This window comes from Brevibacillus sp. AF8, from assembly GCF_021270385.1.
Classification (GTDB): domain Bacteria; phylum Bacillota; class Bacilli; order Brevibacillales; family Brevibacillaceae; genus Brevibacillus.
Genome location: NZ_JAGQDN010000002.1, coordinates 307,132 through 322,023, shown reverse-complemented (window position 1 = coordinate 322,023; position 14,892 = coordinate 307,132). Strand labels below are relative to the sequence as shown.

Sequence of the window (14,892 nt, the reverse complement as noted above, 5' to 3'; positions counted from 1 at the left end):
ACGTCCTCCCCATTTGAAAACTTGGACTCATCCTTGCCTATAAGGCAAGAGATAAGCCGTCGTTATACCACGATACACAGGTTTGTACCATAGTATATGGGGACGAGTCGTATGATAGTACGAAAAACTGTCCGGGCTGTAACTAGTCGTTTGTCGCTTCTTCTGCTTTTCCGAATAGCGCTGATGCTTCAAGACGCGCTTCTTCAATATCAAGATTGACAGGCGGTTCTGGCAAATCCCCCAGTTCCCGTAAACCAAAATGCTCCAAAAACTCTTTGGTGGTCGCGTACAAAATGGGGCGTCCGATCCCCTCTGCTCTCCCCGCTTCACGAATGAGTTGCTTGGATAAGAGGGTGTTCAGTGCTTTTTCGCATTTAACGCCACGGATCTCTTCAATCTCCGAACGGGTCAGGGGCTGCTTGTACGCAACAATGGCGAGTGTCTCCAACGCTGCTTGGGATAGCGTTGACTGACCTGGTGATGTTGCTAACCGTTCAAAATAGGGCACATGCTCGGGCAGAGTGGTCAGCTGATACGCTTTTGCCACTTCCACGATTTGAATACCGCGTCCTGCCCGGCGGAAGTCAGCTTTCATGTCTTCGATCAAGTCGATGACCTCTTCTTCCGACACCTCAGTGATTTCACTGATTTCTTTGGCATCGATTCCTTCATCACCCGAGATGAACAGCAAGCCCTCGATTACGCCTTTCAGCTTGTCATAGTCCATCAGTGTGGGCTCCTTCCGTTCCGTTTTCACATATGATGATGTCTTGAAACAATTGATTTTGTACACACGTAATATGCTTAGCCTTCATAAGCTCAAGCAAGGCGAGAAAGGTCGTCACAATCTCTGTACGCGTCGCCCCTTGCGTAAACAACTCAGAAAAGCGAACCATCCCACCGCTGCGTACCGCTTGGCGTATCTCTGTCATTCGATCCTTGATGGAGATTTCGTCTCGCGATACCTTGGTCATCGGTTCTTTTCCTTTCGTTTTCTTTACCAGCTTTTCCAGCGCGTTGATCAAATCGTAGAGTGTCACATTTGATACCGTATGATCCTCTTCACGCACATAAGGAGACAAATTCTCTGCGGGACGTGTAAAGACTTGATTACGACCGATTTCCATTTCTCGCAGGTTCTCGGCAAGCATCTTATAGCGCTTGTACTCCAACAGACGCGCAACCAGTTCTTCACGCGGGTCTATCTCGTCTACATCCATATCGAGGAACTGCTGAAAGACATGCTCCTCCTTTTTAGGTAACAGCATCTTGCTTTTAATAGAGAGGAGCGTAGCCGCCATCACTACGAACTCACTGGCCACATCCAGTTGAAGCTCTTGCATCTTGTCAATCGTCGCGAGGTATTGCTCCGTAATTTCCGCTACCGGTATGTCGTAGATGTCCACCTCAGCCTTGTCGATCAGATGGAGCAACAGATCGAGTGGTCCCTCAAAGGAATCAAGTTTGATGCTGTAAGCCAAAAGTCGTCCCTCGTTTCCGTTAGATGAACACGCTTAAGATACTACTTCCAATTCGTTGAACCAATTCCAGGGCAATCCCATGGGGAATACCAAAAATGATTGTGCTGACCCCCGGAATAAAGATGAGTAATAGGAGAATCCACGGCCCGTAGACTTCATAATTGTAAAACTTTCCATCCCAACTTCGCGGAGACAAAAATCGCAGTATTTTGTAACCGTCCAATGGCGGAATCGGCAACAGGTTGAAAATGAAAAGAGCTGTATTGATCAAAACAGAAAATCGTAGTGTCATATCAATTGCGTAAGCCACTTTTTCATGCATTCCTACTAGTACTCCGGAATTAATTACTACGAAATACACCATGTAAAACAATACCGCGAGTATCAGGTTAATGAGTGGACCTGCAAATGAAACGTAAACAATCCCTAATCGCTTGTTCCCACGGAAATGCAGAGGATTAATCGGCACTGGTCTCGCCCAACCAAATGGACCAAACAAAATGAGAATCAAGCCGAACGGATCAATATGCGGGATTGGATTTAAAGTTAAGCGGCCCTCCGATTTCGCCGTATTGTCACCCAGCTTCCAAGCGACAAAGGCATGCGCCCATTCATGCAAAGTGAAAGCGATAACGAACGCAATTAAGCGAAACGGTACCGTTTTCCAATCAAAGTGAAAAAGATCCATTGCTTCCTCCAATCATGCGCGTTCAAAAAGTCATCTTTTTGAACAACCCCTGATAAAAATCGTCTATCTTCTAGCATACCAGCAGATAGATAGGCTTACAACCCCAATCCAGCTTGACCCAGCATGTAGCCTGACGAAAAAACACCGACAAGGATTCCCTCATCGGTGTTCATTCAACTTCTATTATCCTACTTTTACTGTACCCATTTTATCGCCTTGTTTGATTGCATCAACGTGTTCCAAACCGGAAGTGACGCGACCAAATACGGTATGTACGCCATCGAGGTGAGGGAAAGAATCGTAGCAGATGAAGAATTGGCTTCCGCCTGTGTCTTTTCCTGCGTGTGCCATGGACAGGTAACCGCGGAGATGCTTATGTGGGTTTCCTTTTGTTTCACATTTGATGGTGTAACCAGGACCGCCTGTTCCTGTTCCGTAAGGGCATCCGCCTTGTGCTACGAAGCCAGGGATAACGCGGTGGAAGGACAGACCGTTGTAGAAGCCTTCGTTAGCCAATTTCTCAAAGTTTGCAACTGTGCCAGGAGCTTCTTGATCGAACAGCTCCAGCTCGATTTGGTTACCATTTTCCATGGTGATGAGCGCCTTTTTCATATGTTGACCTCCATACCTTGTAAAGTTAACGTACCCATTCTACCATGGAGATCGATTGACGTCCAATTTATCCCTCGATGCGGATCTGCTCTTCGCCAGGCAACTCACAGTCGGTAATAAAAACAGTCCCAGCCTTCGCTTTTGCCACCATTTTCACGTACGCAGCCTTCTCTGCAACTTGTTCCGCACTAGTGTACTTCCCTGCGTAAAGGACGACACCTGCCATCGACATCGAGAGCTCCTGACCGTCCCCCATTCTGCGCTTTTCATAAATGTCCGAAAAGTATGGCGTAAAAGCATCCATGATAAACAAAACTACATCATTCGCACACTGCGCCGTCGTAATCAGAATAAAATCATCTCCGCCAATATGACCGATGAAGTCAGTCCCGCTTCCGTACCATTTCGAGGCTTCCCGCAACAAATTCGCGGTTCGAACAATGATCTGATCACCCACTTCAAACCCATAGCGGTCATTAAACCATTTGAAACGGTCGAGATCACAGTAGATGACCACCTGATGATCATACCGTTTTAGCCGTTGGTTCAATTCTCTTTCAATCTGCACATTTCCCGGCAATCCTGTCAGTGGATTGGCTGAGCTCGCCATCTCGAGTTTAATGGAAGCCATTTTGTCCAACAGCCTCTGCACAGTAACGATACCGATGTACTCCCCTTTCTCATCAATAATAATGACCACATCATACAAATGATAAGCATCTCTGGCCATCGCCCGCTTCGCTACCTCATCCAGCTTGTCGTCTTTGGTAGCTTTGAGCGGGTTGGTATTCATGATTTGAGAAACGGGTCTTTCATAGTACAGTGCGATTCCGTATTGACCACCAAGAATCTGATACAGAGAAAACCTCATGACAAGTCCTACCGGTATGCCGTTCTCCAGCACAACCACGCTTTCAATCCGCTGATTTTGCTCGAAAATCTCATGGATGCGTCTTACTTTCACGTGCTTTTCAACACTGATCGTCTTCGCCAAGATTTCCGTCATAGCGGGAGTGGGCAGTATTGGCGCTGCTTCTTGCTCAATCCGCTTTTCCATCGTAAAACGCAGAAAGTTCATCGCCTTTCCACATAGCTGCGCCATTCCTTTGTCCGGCTTGCCTAAATAGTAACCCTGTCCGTAGATGACACCGACTTCCATGAGCGTTTCCAGCTCACGCTCTGTCTCGATCCCTTCTGCTATGATTTTGCAGTTCACTTTGTCAGCAAAGGATACAAACGTCTCCAACAACGCCTGCTTAATCGGATCGACATCGATGTTACGAATCAAGGACATGTCGAGCTTAATAAAGTCCGGGTAGATTTCTGTAATCGATTCCAAGCTGGAATACCCTGCTCCTGCATCATCTACGGCGATCATATATCCTTGCTTGCGATACTCCTCAATGATTTTTCGAAAGACAGCGTAATTCGTGATCGCATGACGCTCTGTAATTTCAAAAACAATGTTTTGTGGCGTCAACTCATACTCTGCCAAAAGCATCTGCACTTTGCCACGCAACAGAAACGGATCGTCAATCGCCCGTGGGTCCAAATTAATGAATAGTTTTTCATGAGGCTTCAGGTAGCGTATATGCTCCAATGCCCGCTTGCGACATATATGCTCCAAACGAAACACCGTATCCGTCTCTTGGGCATAATTGAACAAGGCTGCGGGAGTTGCAAAAAGACTGTTGACCGGTCCGCGCGCCAGTGCCTCCCACCCCAGTGCTTCGCCATTTGGCAAATGAATGATCGGCATGAAGTGCATCTGAACGTTTTCCTCTGCAAGCAGCTTGTGAAATTGTCTAATGTGTGCATATTTTTCGGAGGTAATCCCATACTTGGCCATATATACAGCATGTTTGACAGAGGTATACATCTCTTTCACGATATCTTCCCCGATGATTTCCGAAAAGCCGATATGGACACGAAGCTCCTCGCGATTAACGAAGCTCACTTGTCGATTTAACTGTCGTTCAGCCAGCTCCTGAAAATGAATGGATAGCATTTGACAGTCTTCTTCACTCATCATTTTCGAAAAGGAAGTGTAGATGGCAAAATCATCGCCCCACAGCTTTTGAATCGCGATGATTCTCCCTTTGATTTCAAATGCTTGACGAGCGACAGCTGGCAAAATGCTTTCGAATATATGAAGAACTCTCTTGGCGCTCGTATCACCATAGCGATGCTCCACCTCCGTCAGCTTGACGATATCTATATAAAACATGACGACTTTCTTCTCTCTCTCCACTTCTTGCCGAATCATCGCCTTCATCCATTGGCGTTTGTCCAATGAAATATAGGGTATTCGTCGAAACCGCTTCATAAGAGTCGACAACATGATGAATCGCTCCCCCTCACCCTTTCATTATGCCGAGAAAACATTAAGCAATCATGAATGGGAGATGAAGGAAATACAAAACCTTCCCAAACGATCGGGAAGGTTTGTGCATTTTTTATGAAGTTTAACGCATAAGCTGCGCACGTTTTGGCAAAACATCGTGACCGACTACTTCTGCGTACGTTTCGCGCCGTACGACTACTTCTGCTTCTCCGTCCTTTACAAATACAACTGCCGGACGAGCAATCCGGTTGTAGTTGTTCGCCATGGAATAACCGTATGCACCTGTACTTGGGACTGCGAGAATATCGCCCGCTTGCGCTTCTGGCAGCTTCACATCCCAGATGAGCATATCACCTGACTCACAGCACTTTCCTGCAATGGATACAACTTCTGAGGCAGGTGCATTCATTTTGTTCGCAATCGCTGCTTCGTATTCTGCATCGTATAAAGCTGGTCGCAGATTGTCTGTCATCCCACCATCGACCGCAATATACTTTCGGACATTTGGAATGTTCTTATGCGATCCAATTCGGTACAAGGTTGTCCCTGCATCCCCTACAATACTCCGACCTGGCTCGATCCAAATCTCAGGTAGAGGAATCGCAAGCGCTGTTAGCTCTTGGCGAACGATATCTGTTATGGCTTTGATATACGTTTCCGCTGGCTGCGGTGTATCGCTTTCTACATACCGAATACCAAAGCCTCCTCCTACATTCAAAACTTCCGGGAGGAATCCTAGCTTTTCTTTTGCTTCGCCCAACAGCTCTGTCAATCGTTTGACAGCCACGAGGAAGCCTTCTGTTTCAAATATTTGTGAGCCAATATGGCTATGAACTCCCAATAAATGGAGATGATTGCTTTCATGAGAGAATTGAATCGCCTCAAGAGCCTGGCCGTTTTGCACATCAAAGCCAAACTTGGAGTCGATCTGCCCAGTAGAAATGTATTCATGTGTATGAGCTTCTACACCCGGCGTGACACGCAAGAGTACGGCGACTTTTTCGTTTCGCTCTTCGGCCAATTGTGCCAACATGTGCAACTCATAAAAGTTGTCCACAACAAAACAGCCAATTTTGGCATCAAGCGCCATGATTAACTCATCATGAGATTTGTTGTTGCCATGAAAATGGATGCGCTCTACGGGGAATCCAGCTTGCAGAGCCGTATACAATTCGCCGCCAGATACTACATCGAGTGACAAGCCCTCCTCTTCAACAAGCTTGCACATCGCCAACGTGCAAAATGCTTTGCTCGCATAAGCAACCTGGAACGAAAAACCCGTATTGTGAAACGCATTGACAAATTCTCGGCATTTGGTGCGAATTTGCTGTTCGTCATACACATATAAAGGTGTTCCGTAAGTAGCAGCTAGCTGTGTCGTATCACAGCCTCCGATTTCCAGGTTTCCTTGTTCATTCACTCGACTTGTCCCGTGTAAGTACATGTTCTGTTTCCTCCCCAATTCATTCGCACCGATGATGTATATAGACAACCTTGTATAGAGAAAGGCAACCAACAAGGAGCGTCAGTTGCCATACAGAAACTTTTGTTCGTAAGGCTTCCCTACAATTTACTACAAGGTTGTGCGTTTGACAATGGGTGATCCCATCCGTTTTCAGAATATTATTGCCGAGAGGAATTTTGCGAGCGAACGATACTCGGCCTGTTGTTTTTGCTTGGCACAGCCAGCCGTACCACAATATCCTTCATCCCTTTGTAGTTGAATGGAATGAACGGCCATAAGTAAGGCGTATTCAGTGAACGGGTAGAAGCCAAGAAAATCAGGATGATCGTAATCCCGATCATCAGTCCCGGTGTAGAGAAAAAGCCCACCATAAGTATCAGAAACAAGCGAATAAGTCGATTGGCCAAGCTTAACTCATAGCTGGGAGTCGAATACATCCCGATTGCCGCCACTGCCAAATACAAAATAACCTCAGGTGCAAGGAGTCCTACCTTGATCGCCACGTCCCCGACCAGAATCGCGGCCAATAAACCTACGGCAATCGAGAGCGGCGCAGGCGTATGAATGGCGGCCATTCGCATCAAGTCCAGACCGACCTCAGCGATCACAAATTGTGCCAAAATAGGAATGCTGCCCATCTTTTTAATCCCTAAGAAATGAAGCGGCTCCGGTATCATGGAAGGGTGCATGACCAACAGCAACCAGATCGGCAAAACAAAAACGGAAGCAAAGATTCCCAGAAAACGAACCCAGCGCAGATAAGCACCGATTACCGGTGTTTGTCGATACTCCTCCGCATGTTGTACATGATGAAAATAGGTGGCGGGTGTGATCATGACACTCGGTGAAGTATCCACATAAATCAGTACGTGACCTTCCAATAGATGTACAGCAGCCACATCGGGCCGCTCTGTATATCGGACTAACGGGAAGGGGTTCAACGTTTTTCCAATGATAAATTCCTCGACGGTTTTTTCTGCCATCGGTATCCCGTCAATCTGGATGTTTTGTAGACGCTCCTTCAATGTATGGACCAGCTCTTCATTTGCTACATCGTGCAAGTAGGCAACCGCAACATCTGTCTTAGTACGCTCCCCTATCTGCATGATTTCGAATCGGAGCCGTTCGTCACGAATCCGTCGGCGCGTAAGAACTGTATTGGTTACAAGCACTTCAGTAAAGCCGTCATGGGCGCCGCGGACGATTCTTTCCGTATCGGGCTCCTGCGGTGTGCGATTCGGCAGGATTTTGGCATCGAGGATAATGGCATGGGGAGATCGGTCAATGATCAGTCCTACTTGGCCAACGAGCAATTTATCCATAAACTCGTCAGTGGTTTCTACCTTGCTCAGTTGGTAGAAAGGGATGAATTTATGAAACAAATGGTCGAAAGCATTGTCACCCATATCCCGCTCACGTACATCGTTCAGCTCACGCATGATCTGCGAAATCAGTATGCTTTCTGCGAAGCCGTTTATGTAATACAACAACATTCGTGTATGACCCACATAAAAATCATGAACCCCAATGTCAAAACTCTTACCGACACCAAGTCTGTCGTTCAAATACCTCTGATTCTCTTCAAGATAAGTTGAAATGGGATGACGTTTTTCCGTGACCTGTGCCATGAGCGCCGCTCCTTTCCATTATCCATTGCACCGCTCTCGTTGTGATGGGACAACCGTTTTGTAAACTATCTCTACCTTCCATTTTGCCTATATCTCCAATACCGATGACATTGGGTACATGCAGGGAATTCAAAATATCTACGGTATCTCCATAAATGTGATGCTGAAGTTGCTCGTCTGCGTACCCGTCCTTGTCCACGGCTTCTTCTACAATTTGTCCTTGGTTGTTTACGGAATAAGCGACGGTCGCACCCTTGACCCAATGTGTATTCGAGGCTACTGCAATCGCACCGATTACTTCGATATCAGGATGCTTCACCACGTATTCGAGGGCTCGTTCCCCTCTACCCTTGCCGTAATCTCCATTGTCATCGAACATGACGATAACAGGATCGTATGGCGTCATTTTAATCAGTTCGACCATCTGATTCCCTCGCAGTGGAGTCGGATTCCCGGCAGACAGTGATATGCATCGACCACCAAATTGCTTGGCGACATTCTCGATTACTTTTTGGGCAATATGATCTCCGTCTGTCACCACTATGACTTTCCGGCGTACTGTGTCCATGCTGGGTCACCGCCTTTTCCTGCTTGGACTTACCCTTTGGGTTTAAAAATGAGTGAGGCCAAAAATCCGAATGCGATCGCAGCCGATATACCCGCACTCGTGACCTCAAAAATCCCCGTGGCGACACCAATCAACCCATGTTGTTCGGCCTCGCCGATGGCTCCATGATACAAAGAGTGACCAAAGCTCGTGATCGGTACAGTCGCACCTGCGCCTGCAAAATCGATAAATTTGTCATACACGCCGATAAAATCGAGAAAAACTCCTGCCACGACCAGCGTACTCATGACATGAGCAGGCGTTAGCTTGCCAACATCCAAAAGGAGCTGACCCACTACACAAACCAATCCCCCTACGACAAAAGCAATCAGGTATTCCATTAGCTGCCTCCTTCAAGCGCAACCGCGTGAGCGATGCACGGTATCGAATTTCCCTGCTGAGTGCTTACCGGGCTTAAGAGTGCTCCCGTGGCGCAAACCAACACGTTTTTCAGTAACCCACGGTTGAGCTGATCAATAATGTAGCTATACGTGACCACGGCACTGCTTGCGCAACCGCTTCCTCCTGAAAACACATCCTGATCAGGGGAGTATATCATCAGCCCACAATCATTGTAGACTTGATCCATGTCGTATCCTTCCGTCAACATGAGCTCCTTTAGAATCGGATAGCCGACACCAGCCAAGTCGCCAGTCACGATCAAATCATAGGATTGTGGGGAACGCCCTGTATCTTGAAAATGCGTCTGGATCGTCGATGCAGCTGCTGGCGCCATGGCCGTCCCCATGTCGAACGGGTCTTTAATCCCCATGTCCACTACTTTTCCCATCGTCGCATATGTAATGCGCGGACCATTCCCCCCGATTCCAACCAATCCTGCGCCAGCTCCTGTCACCGTCCACTGGGCACTTGGGGGCTTCTGTCCTCCGTATTCCGTGGGATAACGATACTGCCTCTCCGCTGTGGCATTGTGGCTACTGCAAGCAGCGATCGCCTTGCTCGCATAGCCTGCGTTTACCAGAGCCGCCGCATTTGCCAGTGTGAGCATCGAGGTTGAGCATGCTCCGTACATGCCGAGCAGAGGCATGGCCAGCTTTTCTGCTGTAAAGTTGGTCGTGATGTTCTGGTTCAACAGGTCGCCAGCGAGAATGAGATCCACATCCTTGCCGGTGATACCCGCCTTTTGCAGCAATGTATTAACCGCATCCTCCATCAGTTGGCGTTCCGCGTCTTCCCACGTCTGTTGGCCTGCATACATATCGTCGTGGATTTTATCAAACAAGTGCGCCAGCGGTCCTTCGCCTTCTTTTGGTCCCACAGCAACTGCCGAGCTTTGCAGACGAACATTTTGATCGAAGTGCCAGGTTTGCCGATTGACTCGTTTCACTGGTTGATTGCTTGACACCGACAGCCCTCCCTTAGAAAAGCATGTTGATCAGGCTCTTTATTATTCCCGCAATGAAAGCAGCAACAACCCCAAATACAATGACCGAACCAGCGAGCTTAAACATATTTCCGCCAACGCCGAGCACTAACCCTTCGCTCCGATGTTCGATGGCAGCAGACGCTATCGAGTTGGCAAAGCCTGTAACAGGCACGGCTGATCCTGCTCCAGCATACTGCCCGATATTGTCATACACACCTAACCCTGTCAGCAAAACGGACAGAAAGATGAGCGTCGCAACAGTCGGATTGCTTGCCGTTTTCTCCGTAAATCCGAAGAAGGTAATATACATATTTTGAATGGCCTGACCCAACAAACATATGGTCCCTCCTACCCAGAAAGCACGAAACGAGTTAAGCAGAACGTTTCGTTTGGGCTGGAACTTCGAAGCCTGCTGTTGATACAGTTGTTTGGTCATCTGCATCGATCCGGGGTTTTTGGATTTTGTTTTGGTTGCCATGCCCTTTCACTCCCTTTGTAAGCTTTCTTCCTATATCCTTCCTTTTTCTAAAGATGCCTATGAATAGTGGTATTTACCATTTCACAGATGGAGCAGCCATTGCAGTAAGGAACCCGTCACTTTTCCCAAAACTACTGCCATCAACAGAAAGAGAAGACTGCCATCCATGTGGATTCGCTTCGCTAATATGGGGAAGACATTCAATACCTCCGTCAGGCCCGCGGCGAGTGTGCCCACAAATATCCCTGCAAATATCCCGTAAATCGAAGATACGAGAACGGGTAAATGAGCACCCCAGTGAAAAAAATCAATAAACGTAAAAAAAAGCGCTCCTGCCACCAAGGCCCATTCCAGGGAGCGGATATATCGATGAGCATTCGTTAATTGTGTCAACCTCGGAATGATGTCCAGAACGGTAATAAACGCGACCAGCCCGCTCCCTACAGCAAGACCTCCACCCAGTCCGATCAAAATAAGCAACAAGCACTTGATGACGCTCATTTCTTCGTCCGTTGGTTTTCCTTGTTTTCATTTTGTATGTAGTATTGATCCAGGCTTTGCTGATACATAAACAATTCCACTTCTAGCGGACTAGGTTCTTCGTTGATTTTTTTCTGGAAGATATGGTTGAAAAACAGAATCATCCCCAAACCGATTCCGATGGAGTAAGGAATTTGCATCCACAAGGGCTGATGGCTCTTTTCACCTGTAATCAAATAATAGATTCGTTCGTGAACCTGCATCATGCTGACATCGGTATGGAAATTCATGATCGCCAATCCAGAGCCAATGAACAGCAGAATCCACACCATCGCCACCAAAATCGGGTTCGATTTCTTTCGTGGATTAAGCACCTCCACAATGATTTGGGGAGCACCCTGGACGTCCAGTTCCACGTCAGGATAGACAGAACGCAGCCTTTTAATTACCTGCATAATATCGATGATGATCAAATTGCCATCCGTTGGCTTTGTCTGATAAATGGGCATCCGCCTTAACGCTTCCTCGCGCTCTCCATCCCAGTAAAGCTGGCAAATGTCTCCAAGTGTAATCATGGCTTGTGGCTGTACAGCCAATCGCTTTCTCAGGAGCAGAAACAACGCGTCTTTCATGGTACCTTCCCCTTCCCTCACATACCTGATTATTCGCTAGTATGTGCCGAGCCACAAAACCCATGCAATTAAACGGAAATGGCCGTTTTTTTCACAAAACAAAACACCCCAGCCACGTAGTGACCGGAGTGTTTGCATCTGTTAATGCTCAATTTGGTCTTTGATCGTTTGCAAAATGCGCTTCTCGAGGCGCGATACCTGGACTTGCGAGATTCCCAGCCTCTCCGCTACTTCCGATTGCGTCTGATCCTTGTAGTAGCGCAGGTAGACAATGAGTTGTTCCCGCTCGGTCAATCGACTGATCGCATCCTTGAGCGCAATCTTTTCAAACCATTTGTTGACTCCTTCATCCGCAATCTGATCGATCAGCGTAATGGGGTCCCCGTCATTTTCAAAAACCGTTTCATGGATGGAAGAAGGTGCCCGATTTGCTTCTTGCGCAAACACGACTTCCTCTGGTGTAATCCCCACCGCGTCCGCAACCTCAGCAATCGTGGGTGCGCGACCGAATTGCTTGTACAGCTCATCCTTTGTTCGTCGTACCTTGTTGGCTGTTTCTTTGAGTGATCGACTCACCTTGACTGTACCGTCATCGCGTAAGAAGCGTTGAATTTCCCCAATAATCATCGGCACAGCATAGGTTGAAAATCGAACATCATAGGAGAGATCAAACTTGTCTACGGCCTTCAAAAGGCCAATACAACCGATCTGAAACAAATCATCCGCTTCGTATCCACGGTTGATAAAGCGCTGAACGACGGACCAGACCAGCCGAATATTGCTGTTGACGAGAAGCTCTCGTGCCTCAGTATCGCCAGATTGGCTTTTGGCGATTAGCTCTTTTACTTGGTCATTGGTCAGAAATGGTTGACTCGCGTTTTTGATATCGGCACCCATAGGCACTACCCCTAATTTTGCAAGGCTTTGGCAAACGCCAGGCGTTTGGTGAGGCGCACAGTTGTTCCCTTACCCACAACCGTTGCCACTTCCAAAGAATCCATGAAATTCTCCATAATCGTAAAGCCCATTCCAGAGCGCTCCAGCTCCGGTTTCGTCGTATAGAGTGGCTGCATGGCCTGCTCTACATCCTCAATTCCTCGTCCATTGTCTTCCACAATTAGATCAATGCTGTCCTCTTGAATTCGCAAAGAGATCTGTACCACACCCTCTGGATTTTCGTCATAACCATGAATAATGGCATTCGTAACAGCCTCGGATATTACGGTTTTGATTTCTTCCAGTTCGTCCATCGTAATATCGAGTTGCGAAATGAAAGCTGCAACTGCTACACGTGCGAATGCTTCATTTTGGCTCAATGCTGCAAACGACACTGACATAAAGTTACGCTGTACCATCATTACGCCACCCCCAGAACATGCAAAGCATCCGCTTCGTTTTCGCGAAACTTGATCACCTTGAATAACCCGGACATCTCAAATATTCGATAGATCGTAGGATTGATCGAGCAGACGTACATTTCTCCAGATCGGGCAGAGATCTGCTTGTATCTTCCCAAAATAACCCCGATGCCAGAGCTGTCCATAAACGTCAAATCAGCCAGACTCAGCACAATATGACGGATAGTAGAGGTACGCAAAAGATCATCCGCCTTCTTGCGCAACTCCTCTGCCGTATGATGATCCAGCTCACCTTGCAAACGGATCACTAGCACGTCCTGCCGTGTCTCCATCGCAACTCGTAAACTCATAGCTGCCACACTCCTTCTCCCTTGATAGAAACTCTCTTTCTTCCTCAGCGAAACCAATTCCTGCCAGCCGACAAAAGAACAAAAAAATCGAGCAGCCGCGCCATTCCATTCGGGGCAACTCGATTCTTTTCGCGCTCATGCTGTCTGTTAGTAGCTAATCAAAATGCTCTTGGTGGTTCGCTTGAGAATCTCCCACATGTTGGCTTTTTCTACCTGATCTTCCGGGAACAGATCGACTCGATTTACTTCCTTGCCATCTTTCGTCCGGATGAAAATGTGGCCGATTACTTGGTCCTTTGCTATTGGAGCGTGAACAGTCTCATTGATGACAATTTCCTTCTGGAATGTATCGGCCGATTCTCCTTTTTTCATCAACAAACTCACTGCATGTGGTGTTACCGCATTGATTTGCGGTTTCTGTCCTTTATCCACTACGAGTGCACGCACAGGTTCTCCCTTTTTGTACATCGGTGTCACCTGAAAGTGTGTGAATGCGTAATTGAACATAGTCGATACTTCATTATTGCGTGTCTTTACATCAGGCTCGCCCATGACGACTGCAATGACACGCATGTTGTTGCGTTTGGCAGTCGCTGTTAAACAGTATTTCGCTTCACCTGTGTACCCTGTTTTCAAACCATCCACCCCTTCATAAAAACGCACTAGCTTGTTCGTATTCACAAGCCAGAAGGGGCTTTCTGTATCTTTTCGCAAATAGTCTTGGTACGTACCAGTGAACTTCGTGATGCCTTCATGCTTTAAGAGCTCGCGTGACATGATCGCAATATCTGCTGCCGAAGAGTAGTGATTCGCGGCAGGAAGTCCATTAGAGTTAACAAAATGCGTATTTTTCATGCCGAGCTGCTGAGCGCGTTCATTCATTCGCGCGACAAAACTCTCTTCTGTCCCAGCCAAGTGCTCAGCCATCGCTACAGAGGCATCATTCCCTGAGGCAATCGCAATCCCTTTCATCATGTCCTCTACCGTCATTTCTTCACCGGGCTGAAGAAAAATTTGCGACCCGCCCATTGATGCTGCTCTTTCACTTGTTCGAACCTTATCGGTAAGCTTAAGCTCTCCCCGCTCCACCGCTTCCATGATCAAAAGCATGGTCATAACTTTGGTGATACTGGCGGGTGGCATTTTTTCATTGGCGTTCTTTTCATACAAGACTGTTCCCGTATCCGCTTCAATCATCACTGCGGATGAAGCTTGTGGGGCAAAATGATTGTCACTCTTTTGCTGTCCAGCCTTTTCTTTGGCAATCGCCATCGGAGAAAAGATGGTAAAGCACATAACGAAGCATAGAGCGAGGTATCCATTCCGTTTCATAGCAGTCTCTTCCCTCCATTCATGGTTTTATTCTCACCATCATGAAAGGA

General features: G+C 47.4%; 17 protein-coding genes. All 17 read right to left on the bottom strand.

Features of this window, described 5'->3' with window-relative positions; translation table 11 throughout:
- Nucleotides 1–142 precede the first annotated feature (142 nt).
- Complete coding sequence (gene scpB / locus KB186_RS04680; RefSeq protein WP_016739982.1) at nt 143–727, bottom strand: SMC-Scp complex subunit ScpB; 585 nt, start codon at nt 725–727, stop codon at nt 143–145.
- Nucleotides 717–1,481, bottom strand: a complete 765-nt coding sequence (locus tag KB186_RS04675) for a segregation/condensation protein A (RefSeq protein ID WP_232773175.1) — start codon at nt 1,479–1,481, stop codon at nt 717–719. The genes scpB and KB186_RS04675 overlap by 11 nt, the downstream gene beginning before the upstream one ends.
- A 19-nt stretch (nt 1,482–1,500) precedes the next feature.
- Nucleotides 1,501–2,169 carry a site-2 protease family protein gene (locus KB186_RS04670; protein ID WP_232773174.1) on the bottom strand — a complete coding sequence of 223 codons (669 nt, stop codon included), beginning with the start codon at nt 2,167–2,169 and terminating at the stop codon, nt 1,501–1,503.
- A gap of 183 nt (nt 2,170–2,352) precedes the next feature.
- On the bottom strand, nt 2,353–2,781 hold the full coding sequence (locus KB186_RS04665; RefSeq protein ID WP_173609555.1) for a peptidylprolyl isomerase: 429 nt from the start codon (nt 2,779–2,781) through the stop codon (nt 2,353–2,355).
- 67 nt (nt 2,782–2,848) lie between these two features.
- Nucleotides 2,849–5,122 (bottom strand): GGDEF domain-containing protein, encoded by a 2,274-nt coding sequence (locus tag KB186_RS04660; RefSeq protein ID WP_232773173.1) that lies wholly within the window; start codon nt 5,120–5,122, stop codon nt 2,849–2,851.
- A 124-nt stretch (nt 5,123–5,246) separates the two neighbouring features.
- A complete protein-coding gene (lysA, locus tag KB186_RS04655; protein ID WP_173609557.1) occupies nt 5,247–6,569 on the bottom strand; it encodes a diaminopimelate decarboxylase in 1,323 nt (440 codons plus the stop codon).
- A gap of 179 nt (nt 6,570–6,748) precedes the next feature.
- Complete coding sequence (locus tag KB186_RS04650; protein WP_173609558.1) at nt 6,749–8,218, bottom strand: spore germination protein; 1,470 nt, start codon at nt 8,216–8,218, stop codon at nt 6,749–6,751.
- Nucleotides 8,172–8,786, bottom strand: coding sequence for a stage V sporulation protein SpoVABEA (gene spoVAEA / locus KB186_RS04645; protein WP_173609559.1), 615 nt, complete (start codon nt 8,784–8,786; stop codon nt 8,172–8,174). The genes KB186_RS04650 and spoVAEA overlap by 47 nt, the downstream gene beginning before the upstream one ends.
- Before the next feature lie 29 nt (nt 8,787–8,815).
- Nucleotides 8,816–9,166, bottom strand: coding sequence for a stage V sporulation protein AE (spoVAE, locus tag KB186_RS04640; protein WP_173609560.1), 351 nt, complete (start codon nt 9,164–9,166; stop codon nt 8,816–8,818).
- A complete protein-coding gene (gene spoVAD, locus KB186_RS04635; RefSeq protein ID WP_173609561.1) occupies nt 9,166–10,191 on the bottom strand; it encodes a stage V sporulation protein AD in 1,026 nt (341 codons plus the stop codon). The genes spoVAE and spoVAD overlap by 1 nt, the downstream gene beginning before the upstream one ends.
- Nucleotides 10,192–10,204: 13 nt before the next feature.
- Nucleotides 10,205–10,690: a stage V sporulation protein AC gene (gene spoVAC / locus KB186_RS04630; protein WP_172137891.1), complete on the bottom strand. Its 486-nt coding sequence runs from the start codon at nt 10,688–10,690 to the stop codon at nt 10,205–10,207.
- An 81-nt stretch (nt 10,691–10,771) separates the two neighbouring features.
- Entirely contained in the window at nt 10,772–11,191 is a 420-nt protein-coding gene (locus KB186_RS04625) for a stage V sporulation protein AB (protein WP_173609562.1), read from the bottom strand.
- Nucleotides 11,188–11,802: a stage V sporulation protein AA gene (locus KB186_RS04620; RefSeq protein WP_173609563.1), complete on the bottom strand. Its 615-nt coding sequence runs from the start codon at nt 11,800–11,802 to the stop codon at nt 11,188–11,190. The genes KB186_RS04625 and KB186_RS04620 overlap by 4 nt, the downstream gene beginning before the upstream one ends.
- Nucleotides 11,803–11,943: 141 nt before the next feature.
- The gene (gene sigF, locus KB186_RS04615) at nt 11,944–12,699 is read right to left on the bottom strand and encodes an RNA polymerase sporulation sigma factor SigF (RefSeq protein ID WP_221867132.1); all 756 of its coding nucleotides are present in this window, start codon (nt 12,697–12,699) and stop codon (nt 11,944–11,946) included.
- A gap of 11 nt (nt 12,700–12,710) precedes the next feature.
- Nucleotides 12,711–13,160, bottom strand: coding sequence for an anti-sigma F factor (gene spoIIAB, locus KB186_RS04610; RefSeq protein WP_232773172.1), 450 nt, complete (start codon nt 13,158–13,160; stop codon nt 12,711–12,713).
- Nucleotides 13,160–13,510 carry an anti-sigma F factor antagonist gene (gene spoIIAA / locus KB186_RS04605; protein ID WP_007724108.1) on the bottom strand — a complete coding sequence of 117 codons (351 nt, stop codon included), beginning with the start codon at nt 13,508–13,510 and terminating at the stop codon, nt 13,160–13,162. The genes spoIIAB and spoIIAA overlap by 1 nt, the downstream gene beginning before the upstream one ends.
- A gap of 147 nt (nt 13,511–13,657) precedes the next feature.
- A complete protein-coding gene (locus KB186_RS04600) occupies nt 13,658–14,842 on the bottom strand; it encodes a D-alanyl-D-alanine carboxypeptidase family protein (RefSeq protein ID WP_232773171.1) in 1,185 nt (394 codons plus the stop codon).
- Between the last annotated feature and the right edge of the window lie 50 nt (nt 14,843–14,892).

Coding starts and splice junctions, on each gene's coding strand:
- KB186_RS04665 (WP_173609555.1), bottom strand. CDS start 2,781: ATGAAAAAGGCGCTCATCACCATGGAAAATGGTAACCAAATCGAGCTG.
- lysA (WP_173609557.1), bottom strand. CDS start 6,569: ATGTACTTACACGGGACAAGTCGAGTGAATGAACAAGGAAACCTGGAA.
- sigF (WP_221867132.1), bottom strand. CDS start 12,699: ATGGGTGCCGATATCAAAAACGCGAGTCAACCATTTCTGACCAATGAC.
- KB186_RS04620 (WP_173609563.1), bottom strand. CDS start 11,802: ATGAAAGACGCGTTGTTTCTGCTCCTGAGAAAGCGATTGGCTGTACAG.
- spoVAEA (WP_173609559.1), bottom strand. CDS start 8,786: ATGGACACAGTACGCCGGAAAGTCATAGTGGTGACAGACGGAGATCAT.
- KB186_RS04660 (WP_232773173.1), bottom strand. CDS start 5,122: ATGTTGTCGACTCTTATGAAGCGGTTTCGACGAATACCCTATATTTCA.
- spoIIAA (WP_007724108.1), bottom strand. CDS start 13,510: ATGAGTTTACGAGTTGCGATGGAGACACGGCAGGACGTGCTAGTGATC.
- spoIIAB (WP_232773172.1), bottom strand. CDS start 13,160: ATGATGGTACAGCGTAACTTTATGTCAGTGTCGTTTGCAGCATTGAGC.
- spoVAC (WP_172137891.1), bottom strand. CDS start 10,690: ATGGCAACCAAAACAAAATCCAAAAACCCCGGATCGATGCAGATGACC.
- KB186_RS04670 (WP_232773174.1), bottom strand. CDS start 2,169: ATGGATCTTTTTCACTTTGATTGGAAAACGGTACCGTTTCGCTTAATT.
- KB186_RS04600 (WP_232773171.1), bottom strand. CDS start 14,842: ATGAAACGGAATGGATACCTCGCTCTATGCTTCGTTATGTGCTTTACC.
- KB186_RS04650 (WP_173609558.1), bottom strand. CDS start 8,218: ATGGCACAGGTCACGGAAAAACGTCATCCCATTTCAACTTATCTTGAA.
- spoVAE (WP_173609560.1), bottom strand. CDS start 9,166: ATGGAATACCTGATTGCTTTTGTCGTAGGGGGATTGGTTTGTGTAGTG.
- KB186_RS04625 (WP_173609562.1), bottom strand. CDS start 11,191: ATGAGCGTCATCAAGTGCTTGTTGCTTATTTTGATCGGACTGGGTGGA.
- scpB (WP_016739982.1), bottom strand. CDS start 727: ATGGACTATGACAAGCTGAAAGGCGTAATCGAGGGCTTGCTGTTCATC.